Consider the following 15023-nt stretch of genomic DNA (forward strand, 5'->3'; position numbering starts at 1 on the left):
CCCACGACGGTGAGCCAGGACAGCGTGAGCTCATCGCGAGGGAGGAGGCCGGCATGACCTCGATCAGTTCGGCGAGCCCGGCCTTCACCGGGCGGGACCCGGACAACCGGCTGTACGGGCCGCTGCCCGACGTGCAGGGGGAGGCCGGCTACGACGGCGACCACCCGGCGCGGGTCGGGTTCTTCACCGACACCTCGGTGTGCATCGGCTGCAAGGCCTGCGAGGTGGCGTGCAAGGAGTGGAACACCCTGCCGATGGACGACGCACACGGCGTGCGCGACGTGATCGGGCTGTCCGGGATGTCCTACGACAACACCGGGCAACTGGGGGCCAACTCCTGGCGGCACGTGGCGTTCATCGAGCAGACCCGCACCGTCGACCTGCCGATGCCGACGTTCGGCCGGCCCGGGGACGACCGCCACGACAGCGGCCCGTCGCCGTCCAACGCGCCCGACAACAGCCTGGCCGACGCGCAGCAGTCCAGCGTGCTCAACGCCGAGGCGCTCTCGGAGTTCGACCCGCAGACCGGGCAGTCGGGCACGGACAAGCAGATCCGCTGGCTGATGAGCTCCGACGTCTGCAAGCACTGCACGCACGCCGGGTGCCTGGACGTGTGCCCGACCGGGGCGCTGTTCCGGACCGAGTTCGGCACCGTCGTCGTGCAGGGCGACATCTGCAACGGCTGCGGCTACTGCGTGCCGTCCTGCCCGTACGGCGTCATCGAGCAGCGCAAGGGCGACGGCCGGGTCTTCAAGTGCACGATGTGCTACGACCGGCTGACCGACGGCCTGCAGCCGGCGTGCGCGACGGCCTGCCCGACGCAGTCGATCCAGTTCGGCAACCTCGACGACCTGCAGGCTCGCGCCGACGCGCGGCTGGCCACGCTGAAGTCGCAGGGCGTGGAGACCGCCCGGCTCTATGGGCGCGACGAGGACGACGGCGTGGGAGGCAACGGCGCGTTCTTCCTGCTGCTCGACGAGCCGGAGGTCTACGGCCTGCCGCCGGACCCGGTCGTCACGACCCGCGACCTGCCCGCGATGTGGAAGTCGGCCGGAGCGGCCGCGGTGATGATCCTCGGGGTGGCGCTGTCGGCCGTCCTCGGGTCGAGGAGGCGCGGGTGACCGAGCTCGCGAGGTCACCGATGGGCAGGGCACGGCCTGGCACGGCTCTGACGAGCGCCAGCGAGGAGGAGACGTGACGGAGGGCATCACGACGCCGGGGGCCGGCTGGCGGCGGGCGGACGGGCCGCCGGCGCAGAAGCGGCAGAAGCGGCGCCGCCGCGGCGGTGGTCGCCCCGGTGGCGAGGTGGCGATGGTCGAGGAGGCCGAGTTCACCTCCTACTACGGCCGGCCGATCATCAAGCCGCCGGTGTGGAAGACGCCGGACGTGCCGCTGTACCTCTTCCTCGGCGGTGCGGCCGGCTCGTCGTCGATCATGGCGGCGCTGGCCGACCTCACCGACCGGCCGGCGCTGACCCGCAACGCCCGCTACGTCTCCGGGGGCGCGGCGATCGCCTCGGTGGTGTTCCTCGTCCACGACCTGGGGCGACCCGAGCGGTTCCTGCACATGCTGCGGGTCGTCAAGCCGACGTCCCCGCTGTCGATCGGCTCCTACATCCTGGCGCCGTTCAGCGCGGCGGCCGGGGCGACGGCGGCGGTGGAGCTGCTGGGCTGGTTCCCGCGGCTCAAGCGCTTCGGCGGGGTGGTGGCGGCGCTGTTCGGCGGCCCGCTGGCGACCTACACCGGGGTGTTGTTCGCCAACACCGCGGTCCCGTCGTGGCACGCCGCCCACAAGGAGCTGCCGTTCGTCTTCGGCGCCTCCGGGATGGCCGCGGGTGGGGGCATCTCCATGGCGCTCAGCCCGATCGACGAGGCCGGGCCGTCGCGCAAGATGGCAGTGGCCGGCGCGGCGATCGAGCTGGCCGCGATGCACCGGGTCGAGACCGAGTTCGGCATCGTCAGCGAGCCGTACCACGAGGGCAAGGCCGGCCGGTTGCTGCGCGCGGCGAAGGCGTGCACCGCGGCCGGTGCGGCGCTCACCGTCGTCGCCGGACGGCGGCGGGCGGGTGCGGTCGCCGCGGGCGTGCTGCTGGCGGCCGGGTCGCTGCTGACCCGGTTCGGCGTCTTCGAGGCGGGCATGGTCAGCGCCAAGGACCCGAAGTACACCGTCGTCCCGCAGCGCGAGCGGCTCGCCGCCCGCCAGGCCGGCGACCGGGTCGCCTCCGACGGGCACGCCTCGACGATCACCCGCTGAGCAGCGGGCGCGGCGCGCGCCCCTCCCTCGTCGCAATGCGCGGGAACTCGGTCACTCGCAGTTATGGTGCCGTTGCCGGGCACCGGAGTGCACGGCCGGGTGAACGGGGGGCCGATGCCGCTGCGGCGTCTGTACCGGCTGGGGCCGACGCCCCAACGGCTGCGCAAGGGTTACGTGCTGGCCGGCGCGCTGCCCGACGTGGAGCACCTGCGTCGCACCCTGCACGGTCGGCGCGTGGCCGGGAGCGTCACGATCACGGCACCGCCGGACCAGCCGCGCGGCGTGGCCCTGGACACCGGCTGGTCGTGGTTGCACGACGGGCCCAGCCGGCGGCGAGCCGCTGACGCGCTCACCGCCGCGGTGCTCGAGCTGGGCGGCCTCGCCCGCCGCGCGGGGTGCATGGTCATCCCCAGCGCCGTGCGGCCACCGGACGAGAAGCGGTGGCCGGACTGGCTCGCGGCCGACGAGCACCAGATCGCGGTCGCGGACGCCGTGGAGCAGGAGGTGGCCCACAACCTCCTGCGCACGGTGGCGCCGGTGCTGATCGCGCTCACCGGCCGGGCCGGCGTCTCGACCGTCGTCGAGCCGATCGGGTCGCGGCGGCTGGCGGAGTCCTCGGACCAGGTCGCGCCTCGCCACCTCGCCTCGACGTCCCAGCGGCACCTCGTGCACGTCGAGCGGGAGATGCGGCGGACGACCGGCATCCGGTCGTTGCGGTGCATGGACGTGCACCCGCTGGGTGACACCGCCCCGAGGCCGTTCTCCGGTTCGGTGGTCGTGCGTTGCGTCGACGGGCAGGCCTTCGCCGGGTCGGCGATCGCCCACGCGGCGTTGCTGCAGGCGGTGGTGATGTCCGCCCGGCGGCGGGTGCGGGCCGGGGAGCGGGTGGGCGCCGTGTCGGCGCGGGTCCTGCAGCGCCAGCGGGAGGCGGCGATCCTGCGGGGTCTCGACGCACGGGTACCCGCACTGCCCTCTCCTGGGGAGGCGACCTCGCGGTCGGACCGCCGGCGCGCCACCCTGGCCGCGCTCGCCGAGGAACTGCTGACGGAGCTCACCCCGGAGCTCGGCACGCTCGAAGTCGGGTTCCGCGAGTTCGCCGCCGTCTCCGCGCTGCTGCTGGACGAGGCGTCGATGCCTCGCAACGAGACGGAGCTCTTCGCCCGCTTCTATCAGCAGACGCTGGCCGGCGGGCCCGAGACGTGGGCCGCGGTGGTGGCCGACGAGCACCACCACGTGCCCGGAGCGCTGCTGGCCTCGGGACGTGCGGCGGAGGACTCGGTGACCACGCTGGCCCAGGTCTGGGAGCAGTCCCTGACGGAGCCGCCACCGTCGACCGGCGCGCCGTCCGCGGCACCCGTTCCGGTGGTGCGGGCGGTCCCCGAGCAGCCGGCCGTGGTCCACGCCCCCGGGCAGCCCGCCGACCGCCCTGACACCGCGCCCCTCCGGGGCGCCCGTCCGGCCGCGGCCGGCGCCGCCGTGCCGGACGCTCGGGCGGCCGCCCGCGAGACGGTCCGGCGGCTCGCCGCGCTGCCGCCGGACACCGCTGTCACCCCCGACCTCGTCCTGCGGGAGGCCGCTCGGATGGCCTCGCCGACGGCGGAGCTGGTCCCGTGGGTCGGCCCCTCCCTCGTCGACCAGGTCACCCAGGCGCGCCGGCTGCTGCGCCCGGGCGACGCCCAACAGGTCCCGTGCTCCCTCGCCCAGCTCCGTGCCGGCTCGCAGGCGGTCCGACGGGCGCAGGACCTCGCCCGCGAGCACGGGGTCGCCTTGCTGGTGGCCGACGCCGACCCCGAGGAGGAGGAGTCGGCGCGGGCAGCGGCGGCGGAGCTCATCGCCCTCCGGGACGGGGACCGGCGTGTCGTGCTGCTCGGGAGGTCCGTGGCCAAGGGGCGGGGCGGAGTGCGCAGGTCGCGGTTGGAGCTGCTCGTGGTGCGGGAGGACGGGGCATGACCCAGATCGCGCTGTCCGTCGACTCCCGGGGGCTGCCCGGAGGGCTGTTCGGCAGCGCCGACCTCGAGGCTTTCGTGCGGGCCTGGCGACAGGTCGAGGACCGGCTGCAGGACCGCACCCTGTCCCCGGGGACCGTGCTGCCGGTGACCCTCGATGCCGGGCGGCTGGACTTCACCGTCCTCTCACCGCAGGAGCCGGTGACGGTCGGGCCGGACACCGAGTTCGGGATCGTGTCCGTGCTCGAGCGGCACCGGGTCCACGAGGCCCACGGGTGCGCGACCTGCGCGCGCGACGGTCGCAGCACCTACGCCCCGTTCGTGTGCGGGGAATGCCCGGAGGAGGGCCACGGGGTCTGCGACGAGCACGCCCGGCTGCTCCCCGGCGGGATGGCCGCGACCTGCCCCGCTCACGAGCCCGCCTGCGCGGCGTGCTCGTCCCCGGCCGCCGCCCGCTGCCCCGGCCCGGACTGCCGGTCGCGCACAGCCTGGTGCGCCGCCCATCTGCAGGCCCACTCGTCCGACCCGGAGACCGGCTACTGCGCGCGGTGCCGGGACCGGCTGTTCCCTGAGTGCGGGATCTCGTCCGGCTGCCCCGGCGTCGGCTCGGTGTCCTGCGAGCACGTGGAACCGGAGGGACGGCTGTGCGAGGCGCGGCGGTGCCCCCGGCACGCCTGGCGGTGGCAGGTCTTCGGGCCGCAGCAGATCGGCCTGGGCCGGTGCGAGGCACACTCCTCGACGCGGGCCGATCGGGCGGCCGACGTGCTGTACCAGATCCTGGCGGCCTGCGCCCTCAAGGGGTCGCGCCTGCCGACCGCGCCCAGCCTGCGTCACGCGGTGGTCAAGTCGACGGGTCAGCAGGTGGCGTTGCGGGACGTCGTGACCCTGGCCCAGCAGCAACCGGCCTCGGCACCCCCCGCCCTGCGGGAGCTGCTGCGCGACGTGGTCCTGCGGACCCGGGAGCGCTGGAAGGACCAGGCGTCCGCGAACGAGGCGGGTGAACGGCGGGCCACGGAGGCGCTGCTGGCCTGGCTGACCAGCGTCGGCAAGGCGGAGGTCGCCGCGGCGCTGACCGTGCGCAACTACGCGCCGGCGCGGGAAGCGCGGCCGGCAGGGGAGGGACGGGACGCGCAGGAGGCGCGCAACGCCGCGCTCTTCGTGTACTGCGACCGGGACCTCCTGCCACCCCGGGTACGCAGAGAGGCCGCCGACGCGCTCGGCTTCGACGTGGTGCTGGTGAGGTGAGCATGGGCACGCTGGACGACAGGGGCGCGCGGATCCTCGTGGTCGGCGACGAGCCGGCGCTGCGGGGTGGCCGCGTCGTCACCGCGCCGGGCGCGGGCCTCACCGGGCCGGCGATCCTCACGGTCGTGGGCCGTCGAGGTGCCACCACCGTCGGTGTCCGGGTCGAGGAACAGGCCGGGGTCCCGGCGCAGGTGCTCGTCGTGTCGGATGCGCTGGCGGCCCGGATGGGTCACGACGACGGCGCCACGTGGCGCCTGGAGAACAGTGCGGCCGTGCCGCTGCGCTCTCTGACGATGGAGTGCCCCGGCGAGGGAGCGCCCGGCGACGTGCTGACGGCCATCCGCGACGACCTCGCCCTTGCCGGCCAGTGTCTGTGGCTGGGGTCCGATCCGACCATGTGCGTGGTCGACGTCGCCGACCAGGACCTCCGCGTCCGCGAGGTGGACGCGGGGATGACCGGGCTGGTCGAGATCGTCCCGTCGACCGGGGTCGACCTGTTCCTCGACGGCTCCCGGACGGGCCTCGACGTGGTGGTGCTCGCCGACTGCTCGGCGTCGATGGAGACCGACGACCTCCCCGCGCCGGACCGCAGTGGGCGCTACCGCACCCGCCTGGACGCGCTGAAGGAGGCCCTGCACCAGATGCTGGAGGCACGCCTGCGCGTCTCCGGCCGCGACTCACAGGTGGCCCTCCTGCGGTTCGCGGACACGGTCCGGCAGGTCTTCCCCGACCGGGAGGGCATGGCCACCCTGGACGCCACCGCCCCGCCGGCCGTGCGGGTGGCGTTCGAGGGGGCGGTCCGCGGCTTGACCGCCTTCGGGCCGACGGACATCTCCGAGGCGATCCTGCGGGCGGCCGAGCTGCTGGACCGCTACGGGCGCCCCGACCACGACCGGCTCGTCGTCCTGGTGTCCGACGGCAACGACTGGACGCCCAAGACGGCCGACTCGACGGGGGAGATCGTCGTCGCGAAGGACGACCCGGTGACGCTGGTCGAGCACCTGCACCAGGACCGGGGCATCCGCTTCCACACCGTCGGCGTCTCCGACGCATCGCTCTATCAGGCGTGGGTGCGCCGGACGAAGGTGCAGAACGCGACGCTGGCCCCTGACCACCCGCTGCTCGAGGAACTCGTGCGGGTGGGGGGCGGTGATCCTAGCCGGATCGGCGGCATCGACGTGCTCGAGCAGTACTTCTCCGGGCTCGGTGCGGGCCTGACCCGTCACGTCGGCACGCCCCGGCCTGCGCCGTTCCCGCGTCTGGGCCCGGCCACCGTCGACCAGGTGCAACTCCTCGCGGACGACGACGTGGCGGAGTGCGCGGCGGCCGTCGAGCGGCTGCGCGCCGCGATCTACTCCCTCGAGCGGGTGGTGAGCCCGCTCGCCGGCCGCGAACTCCGCGGGTGGTCGCCGTTCAAGCTCACCGCCAAGTGCTTGAAGGCGCTGGACCGGGACCTCAAGCGCAAGGTCGACAGCGAGTGGTCCTTCGAGACCGTGCTGCTCCGGCTGCACAACGTCATGGTCGAGCAGGGACCGGGCCGGCGTCTGCCGGAGGGGCACGAGCTCTCGGAGGTCGTGTGGGACATCCGCGAGTGCCTGAGGCCCATGGTCTCCCGCCTGAACGACCTGCGGCAGGTCCACGCGCACGACAAGTCCAGTGGCAGCTCGGCGGACCAGAAGATCGTCGAGCGGGCCGCTGACGCGCTGGTGCACTACGTGGGCCGCAGGGTCCTCGAGGAGAACGACGCCGCCCGCTGGGCGCAGCTCCGGACGGGTCTGCTGGTCGACGCGGCGGACGCCACTGAGGCAGCCGTGCAGAAGGCGTGGAGCTTCGTGGGTGGCGAGGGTGAGGCCCCGGCCGTCCCCGACCGCCAGGGCCTCGTCGACGCCGTACCCGAGGACCTCTCCACGCTGCTCGACCTGCGGGTCCGGGACTGATGGGGATGGGTGTGGAACCGACCTCCGCGAGCGTCCTCGACGGGTATGCGTGCCTGGTCCTGTCCGCGCGGTGGGCGGGGACGCAGGGTCCGGCCGGCGCGGGGTGGCGCGCCGGACCCCTGCCCGTGCCGGTGCCCCCGGCACCGGGCGCCCCTCCCGCTCGCCAGGTGGTCGCCGACCGCGCGGCACGGGGGGCGCACTTCTCGCCCCGGGTGCACGACGCCCTCTACGGGTCCGCCGCCGCGGGGCGCGAGGGCCGGTGGCATCGGCAGGTCGCGTCCGCCCCAGGGCCGCGCGGGGTCACGGTGGAGGCGGCGGAGCTGCTGGACACGGCGACCGGTGTGCTGTTGGTCGTGCACGTCCAGCTGGCCGCGGACCCCGTCGCCGACCTGGCCGCTCTCACCGCTCCCGCCGGCCCCGGCCGGGAGTGGTTGGCCGCGCTCTTGGGCCCCGACCTCGCGCTCGACGCGGGCCGCGCCCGGGCGGTCACCCACCTCGTGTGGGAGGGCGCGCTGCCCGGTCTCCCGGCCGGGCTCCCGGAGCGCTTTCCGCAGCCGACCGGGGAGGCCGCCCACCCGGTGCTGGACTGGTGGGCCTGGTACCTGGCCGCCGGGGTGACCCCGCAGGCATTCGTCCCCGACGTGGACGGTCCCGACTGGACCCAGGGGCGGATCCGGCTGTCCCGCGACTGGTCCGCGCTGGTCCTGCGGGACGGTATCTCGTTCGTGGCCTGCACGCCGCGCACGCCGGCCGGCAGCGGCCCCGACTTCCACGCCTCGGCGCGGGTGTACGCGCGGACGCTGCACGTCGACGTCCTGCTGCTGGGCATCCTGCAGCACTCTGCGCTGCACGAGGTCGCCGACTCGGTGGCCGAGCTCGACATCGAGGAGCTGGACGCCGAGGTGCTGGAGCGGCTGGAGCGGGACCTGCTCCGGTTCCGCATCGGTCTCTGGTGGAACGACGTGGGTCAGCGCGGTCAGCAGACCAGCGCGGTCCTGGTCGGGTTCCAGCAGCAGCACCGCCTGCCCGCCCTGTACGAGCAGCTGGTGCAGGACCTCACGGATCTCTCGCGCTACTGGAAGGCGCGCGAGGCCGCGGAGCAGGAGGCCGTGCGGCACGCCGAGGAGCGCCAACGGGCCGCCGAGGACCGCCAGGAACGGCGGGTGGTGAGCGCGATCACCGTGGTGTCGTTCCTCCTCCTGCCGCTCACCGTCGTCTACACCGGGGCGGCGGTGATCGCTGAGCCGAGCTGGGGACTGTTCGCGGGCAGCTCGGCGGCCGGGGTGGTGCTGTGCCTGCTTGCCTGGGTGTGGCGGCGCGCGACCGCAGGCGCGGGGGGCGACGAGTAGCTCCGGAACGGCGGCGTCCCGCTCCGCTCAAGGAGCGCGACCTCCCGGCCGATAGCACCGGCACGGGTGTTCGCCGAACGCCCGCTCCAGGGCGATCGAGACGGGTGTTCGACATGGGTGCTGGTGTCGCGGCCGAGGAGGCCGAGCTGCCCGAGCAGGTGCCGGACGACGAGCAGCCGCCCGCGGAGGACCGCCCGACCCCGGCCGCCGCCCAGGAGCTCGCGGCGCAGACGGCCGAGCTGCAGGACCTGCGCCGTGCCGTGGAGGCGTTCCACGACCGGTCCCGGGCGCAGGAAGACGTCATCGAGCGCATGCAGGCGCGCATCGAGGACCTGCAGGCCGACCAGGTGCGGGCGCTGCTGGGGCCCGTGGCCACGCAGCTGGCGACCCTGCACGGCGAGCTGTCCGAGCTCGGCTCCCGCGACGCCGACGCCACGACCACGGCGCAGGTGCTCAAGGAGGTCGGGCTCCTGGTGCAGCGCGTCGAGGCAGGGCTGGAGTCGCTCGGCATGGAGACCGTCGACGCCGCTCCCGGCGTCCCGTTCGACCGCCGCCGGCACACCGCCGTGCGCCGCGTCCCCACCGGGGACCGTGAGCTGGACCAGACCGTCGCCTCGGTGGTCCGGCAGGGCTTCTGCACCGAGGGCGCGGAACGGGCGTCCGTCATGGCCCGCGTGACCGTCTTCCAGTACGACCCGGCCTCGGCCGGCACGGACGAGAGCTGAGTGGAGCGATGAGCAACCCCGTCTTCGGTATCGACCTGGGCACCACCTACTCGGCGATCGCCTGCATCAACGACTACGGCCGCCCGGAGGTCATCCGGAACCCCGACGGTGCCGAGACGACCCCCTCGGTCGTCTTCTTCGAGAGCGACTCGCAGTACGTCGTCGGCAAGGAGGCGAAGAACGGCGCGCTGGTCTACCGGGACCAGACCGTCTCCCTCATCAAGCGGCACATGGGCACACCGCTGGAGCTGGAGTTCTTCGGCACGACCTTCCACCCCGAGACGATCTCCGGCGTCATCCTCAAGGACCTCGTCACCTACGCGCGCGAGGCAACCGGCCTCGACACCAGCGACGTCGTCATCACCGTGCCGGCGTACTTCGGGTTGGCGGAGCGGGAGGCCACGCGGCAGGCGGGCGAGATCGCCGGCCTCAACGTCGTCGGCATCATCACCGAGCCGGTCGCCGCTGCCCTGTCCGCGGGCGTGCGCACCGACGTGGACAAGTCGCTGCTGGTCTACGACCTCGGTGGCGGCACGTTGGACTGCACCATCATGCGCATCTCGGCCGACGGCGTGGAGGTACTGGTCACCGACGGCAACCGGCTGCTCGGCGGCGCCGACTGGGACCAGGCGCTGTTCGACCTGGTGGCCGACAAGTTCCGGCAGCAGGCCCTCCTGACCGAGGACCCGGTCGACGACGAGGACTTCGCCCAGCGACTGCTCACCGAGGTCGAGACCTGCAAGATGACGCTGAGCCGCAAGGAGAAGGCCAGCATCAAGTGCACCTTCGGCACCGCCGTCGAGCTCGTGGAGGTCACCCGCGCCGAGTTCGAGGCGGCCACCGAGCACCTGGTCGGCCAGACCGTCGACATCGTCGCCCGAGCGATGGCGGTGGCCCAGCAGAAGGTGCCGGGGTTGGGCTACGACGAGGTGCTGCTGGTCGGTGGCTCCTCACGCATGCCGATGATCGAGGCGGCCCTGCAGGAGCGGTTCGGCTGGTCGCTGACCAAGACCGAGTTCGACCTCGCCGTCGCCAAGGGGGCGGCCATCTACGGCCAGGGCGCCGCCGCCTGGATCGACTCCGCGGTGGCCGGCTCGACCGGGACCGACGTCGCCACCGTGGCGCACCCGGCCCTCGGCGGGCAGGCCGAGGGGCGGCAGCTGCTGCTCGGCGGCAAGGCCGTGACCATCTCCAACGTCCTCTCCCGGAGCATCGGCGTCCGCTTCGTCCGGGACGGTGCCGGAGGAAGGCCGGAACCCTTCATCGGCTTCCTCGCCCACGCCCAGGAGTCGCTCCCGCTGGAGGTGGAGCAGGCTGCCGAGACCTACGACCACGACGTCACCGAGCTCACCGTCCACCTCTACGAGCAGATGGGCGAGGCCGAGTCCGAGGTGGTCACCGACAACCGGGAGATCACCCCGGACTCGGGCGCGACGTTCTACGGGCTGCCCCGGCTGCCCAAGGGCTCGCCGATCCACGTCTCCCTGGCGATCGACGCCGAGGGCCTGGCGACGCTGTCGGCGGTCGAGCCGCGCAGCGGCCAGCAGCTGAGGATCACCGCGACCCTGTCCGTGATGCAGCGGGAGGCGCTGGAGGCGGCCACGAAGATCGTGGCGGGCATGGCGCGGTCGGACTGAGATGGCCTTTGCGCCGGACCAGGCCGCCGAGTACCGCAAGCGGGTGCTGACGGCCTTCAGGAAGCAGCGCCTGCCCGAGCTGCAGGCCGGACTGCGGGAGCTCAAGACCGACCCGGGGGCCCGGGTGCCGGCGTCGCTGGACGTCGTCGACCTGTACGACCTGTCGTCGGTCGGCTCCGACGCGGAGGTCGCCGCGCACGTCGCCGGGGTGCTCGACGTCTTCAACAAGACCCTGACCAACCAGAGCTTCAAGAAGATCGGCCCCACGCTCGTCGAGATCCACCAGCTCCTGGCCGAGCGGAACCCCGACCTCTGCACGGCCGCCTTCTGGCGGGCGCGCCTGGCCGACCGGCAGGCGGACGGCGGCCGGCGCCTGGACGAGTTCGTGCACGCGGTCGTCGGCGAGGCGGGGATCCTGAAGGTCGTCACGACGGAGCGGCTGACCGGGCTCGCGCAGGAGGTCGGCGTCGCCGCGCACGCGGACGCGGCAGAGATCGCGGCAGCCGTGCGAGCCGCCGGGGTCGACGTCGTCACCCCGGTGGCGCCCCCGGCGACGCCCGTCCCGGCCGCGGTGCTCACGGAGCTCGGCAGCACGTCGCTGCCCAGCATCGTCGACGCCATCTTCCTGCAGCGCCCACCCGTCGGCTTCCGCGTGGTCGACGGGTTCGCCGGTGACGACGGTGAGCGGCTCGCACGCGACACCGTGAGGGCCAGCCGCCGGATCACCGAGCAGCGCTCCGTCAACGACAACGAGAACGCGGCGATCAAGCGGGTCCTCGGTATCCTCGCCGACCTACCGGACGACCGGACGCTCGAGCAGGTGGTCCTGGCCTGGTTCGTGGAGGCCGGCAGGCAGGCCGTGCAGTCGGAGCCGGCGCTGACCCTGGCCCTCAAGCGGCTGACCGCCACCCGGCTCGACCGGCTCGACGCCGCCCGGATCCTCACCCTGTTCGCCGGTGGCGAGAGCAGGACCGGCGGCTTCCCCGGTGTGCGGCAGAAGATCGAGGCCGGGGCGCTCAAGGAGGCGCGGCGCCTGTTCGAGGCGACCGCCTCCGTGTCCGGCAACTCCGACGCCGGCGCGCGCACTGAGGCGCAGCAGGCACTGGAGGCCGGCGAGCGGCGCGTCGCCGAGCTGCGCGCCCGAGCGCAGGCGGCGGTCGAGTCCGGCGACCTGGCGACGGCCCGGCAGGCGCTCGACGAGGCGCTGAGCCTGTCCGCCGACGACCCGGCGCTCGCCGAGATGCTGGCGGCACTCCCGCCGGCGCCCCCGCTCAACCTCGCCGCGGCGACCGGTCCCGACGGGCGCACGGTGCGGCTGAGCTGGGAACCGGGCTTCGGCACCACGGACGACGTCACCTACGTCGTCGTCTGCCGGACCGGCGCCGCACCGCGGAACGCGCAGGACGGCACCGTGCTCGCCGAGGGGGTCACCGCGACCCGCTTCGACCACCCCACCCCCGACCTGGCGACGCCGCTGCACTACGGCGTCGCCGCCCGGCGGAGCGGCGCTCCGTCGCCCGTGGTCTCCCTGCCGGTCACCGTTCTCCCGCCGGTGCGCGACGTGCGGGTCGACGCCGACCCCGACAGCGTGACCCTCACCGTGAGCCCGCCATCCGGCGCCCGCGCCGTCCACGTGCTGCAGGTCGGGCCCGACGGCCGACAGACCGAGCTGCACCCCGACCGGCACGGCGCGGTGGTGTCGACCGGACTGACGACGGGCGCGACCTACACGTACCTGCTCACCGCGCTGTACGCGACGGCGACCGGCGACCTGGCCGCGGAGCCGTGCCGGGTCACCGGCGTCCCGCGGGAACCGGTGCGGCCGGTGCCCTCCGTCGCCGTACGGCTGCACACCGAGGACGGGGGCACGCCCGAGCTGGAGGCCGGCTGGCAGGCCGTGCCCGGCTACGACGTCGAGATCTGGCACACCGCCGGGCCACCGCGCTGGGCCTACGGCGCGCGCGTCCCCATGGCCGAGATCGCGGCGGTCGCCACGCGGCTGGCCGGCGTGACCGCGGGCAGCGGTTCCCGCGACGGCGTGCGTGGACCGGCCGCGGCCGGGCTCCGGCACTACGTCGCGGTGACGCGCGACGGGGACGTCGGCGTCATCGGGCAGAGCAACGAGGTCGGGGTCTGCCCCACCCCCACCGGCGTGACGGCCGAACGCTTCCACGGCGTCGTCGTCCTCGGCTGGGACTGGCCGGGCGAGGAGTTCGACGTCCTCGCCACCTGGGACGGGCAGGTCCCCGGCGAGCGCCTGATCACCCGGGCCCGGTACGTGGGCGAGGGCGGCCTGCGCATCGTCGTCGGTACGCAGACCAGCCGGGTGCGGCTCCGGACCGTGCCCGCATCGGGCGGGCGGGCCTGGTCCTCCCCGGAGGCGGTCGTGACGGTGCCGGGCGCCGCGCCCGGCGTCCGGTACACGACGTCATGGCACAAGCGGATCGCGCGTCCCGCGCACGCGGTGACCCTCACCTTCGGCAGCGAGGAGCGGCCCGAGGCCGTGCCGATCGTGGTGGTCGGCCAGCCGGGGCAGGTCATGCCGTACACGCCCGACAGCGGTGTCGTCCTGGCCGAGCAGACCCTGGACCTCTCCGCCACCGGGTCCGCGGAGCTCACGGTCCCCCTCCGCGGGCTCGGCCGCAGCTTCTGGGTGCGGGCGTTCGCCAGGGACGCCGCCGGGGTCCGGCTGATCGACCCACCGTCCACGGACCTGCGAGGAGCCTGATGTTCGGCGGCAAGCGGTCGGCACCGTGCCCCTACTGCTACGAGGGGGTCGACGTCGCAGCACCGGCCTTCCGGTGCTCGGGACGGCCCGCGCCCGGGCGCGTGGCGTGCCAGAAGCAGCAGGACGACGTCCGCGTGACCGTCCTCGACGACGCGACGCCGGGCTTCCCGGCGTTCCACCCGGAGCGCGGCCGTCGCCTCGGCACCGCGTACGAGGCCGAGTGCCCGCACTGCTCCGGGCCGACCGGGATCCGGCTCTGCCCGAACTGCCACTCCACGCTGCCGGCCAACTTCACCGCGAGCAGCCCGGTGTTCGGCCTCGTCGGGGTCCGCGGCAGCGGGAAGACGGTGCTGCTGTCCGTCCTCGCCGCCGAGCTGACCAGCGCCGTCGCCCGTCGCTTCGGGGCCTCGATCGACACCGTGGGGAACTCCGCTCTGCTGGGCCGGCTGCAGTCGGTGCGGCAGAGCCTGGAACCGGGCGGTGACGGGCGCCTTCCCGCCCAGACGGCGGCGTTCACCAAGGCCGACACGGTGCCGGCGGTCTTCGAGTGGCAGATGACCAGGCAGCGCCGCGGCCTCGGGGGCGGGACCGATTCGACGATCCTCTCGTTCTACGACACCTCGGGCGAGGACCTCGCGACGCTCGACCGGGCCCGCGAGCAGCACTACCTGGCGGCGACCGACGGCCTGATCCTGCTGCTGGACCCGTTCGGCCTCCCCGAGAACCGGGACACCGCGCTGGCCCGGGGGGTGAACCCGGAGAACCTCGACGACACGCCCATGCAGGTCCTGTCCGCAGTCACCGGGATGCTGCGCGAGGCCGACCGGCTGGGCCCGAACAAGAAGATCAAGCGCCCGCTGGCCGTCGTCCTGGCCAAGATCGACGCCTTCTTCGCGGAGGTCGACTCGGACCACCCGATCAGGCGGCTACCGGGGAACCGGCCCGTGTTCGACGAGCGGGAGTCCCTCGACCTGCACCACCACGTCGAGGCGCTCGTCGAGCGGTGGGGCGGGGACGACGTGCTGCGCCACCTCCGGTTCAACTACACCTCCCACCGGTTCTTCGTGGCCTCGGCCTTGGGGGCCGAACCGGACTACGCGTCGGCCCGCGTGAACGGCCGGGGCCTGCGCCCGCACCGGGTGGCCGAGCCGCTGCTGTGGCTGATGGCCGAACGCGGCTTCCTCGTCAAGGAGAGGTGACGGC

At 74.2% G+C, this 15023-nt stretch carries 10 protein-coding genes; all 10 read left to right on the plus strand.

The window, feature by feature from the left end:
- The first annotated feature begins 53 nt into the window (after nt 1-53).
- The 10 genes from ACU610_RS21530 (at nt 54) to ACU610_RS21575 (ending at nt 15019) form a co-directional block, all read left to right on the plus strand.
- Nucleotides 54-1121: a 4Fe-4S dicluster domain-containing protein gene (locus ACU610_RS21530; RefSeq protein ID WP_446769731.1), complete on the plus strand. Its 1068-nt coding sequence runs from the start codon at nt 54-56 to the stop codon at nt 1119-1121.
- Nucleotides 1122-1194: 73 nt separating this feature from the next.
- Entirely contained in the window at nt 1195-2253 is a 1059-nt protein-coding gene (nrfD, locus tag ACU610_RS21535; protein ID WP_446769732.1) for an NrfD/PsrC family molybdoenzyme membrane anchor subunit, read from the plus strand.
- A 114-nt stretch (nt 2254-2367) separates the two neighbouring features.
- Nucleotides 2368-4203: a hypothetical protein gene (locus ACU610_RS21540; protein WP_446769733.1), complete on the plus strand. Its 1836-nt coding sequence runs from the start codon at nt 2368-2370 to the stop codon at nt 4201-4203.
- The gene (locus ACU610_RS21545; protein WP_446769734.1) at nt 4200-5444 is read left to right on the plus strand and encodes a hypothetical protein; all 1245 of its coding nucleotides are present in this window, start codon (nt 4200-4202) and stop codon (nt 5442-5444) included. Before ACU610_RS21540 ends, ACU610_RS21545 begins: the two co-directional genes overlap by 4 nt.
- Nucleotides 5445-5446: 2 nt before the next feature.
- Nucleotides 5447-7381 (plus strand): VWA domain-containing protein, encoded by a 1935-nt coding sequence (locus ACU610_RS21550; RefSeq protein ID WP_446769735.1) that lies wholly within the window; start codon nt 5447-5449, stop codon nt 7379-7381.
- 167 nt (nt 7382-7548) lie between these two features.
- Nucleotides 7549-8730 (plus strand): hypothetical protein, encoded by a 1182-nt coding sequence (locus tag ACU610_RS21555; protein WP_446769736.1) that lies wholly within the window; start codon nt 7549-7551, stop codon nt 8728-8730.
- A 113-nt stretch (nt 8731-8843) separates the two neighbouring features.
- Complete coding sequence (gene grpE / locus ACU610_RS21560) at nt 8844-9455, plus strand: nucleotide exchange factor GrpE (protein ID WP_446769737.1); 612 nt, start codon at nt 8844-8846, stop codon at nt 9453-9455.
- An 8-nt stretch (nt 9456-9463) separates the two neighbouring features.
- Complete coding sequence (locus tag ACU610_RS21565; RefSeq protein ID WP_446769738.1) at nt 9464-11092, plus strand: Hsp70 family protein; 1629 nt, start codon at nt 9464-9466, stop codon at nt 11090-11092.
- A gap of 1 nt (nt 11093) precedes the next feature.
- Nucleotides 11094-13820, plus strand: coding sequence for a hypothetical protein (locus ACU610_RS21570; RefSeq protein WP_446769739.1), 2727 nt, complete (start codon nt 11094-11096; stop codon nt 13818-13820).
- Nucleotides 13820-15019, plus strand: coding sequence for a hypothetical protein (locus ACU610_RS21575; RefSeq protein WP_446769740.1), 1200 nt, complete (start codon nt 13820-13822; stop codon nt 15017-15019). Before ACU610_RS21570 ends, ACU610_RS21575 begins: the two co-directional genes overlap by 1 nt.
- Nucleotides 15020-15023: the final 4 nt, after the last annotated feature.

The organism is Geodermatophilus sp. URMC 61 (assembly GCF_052931555.1).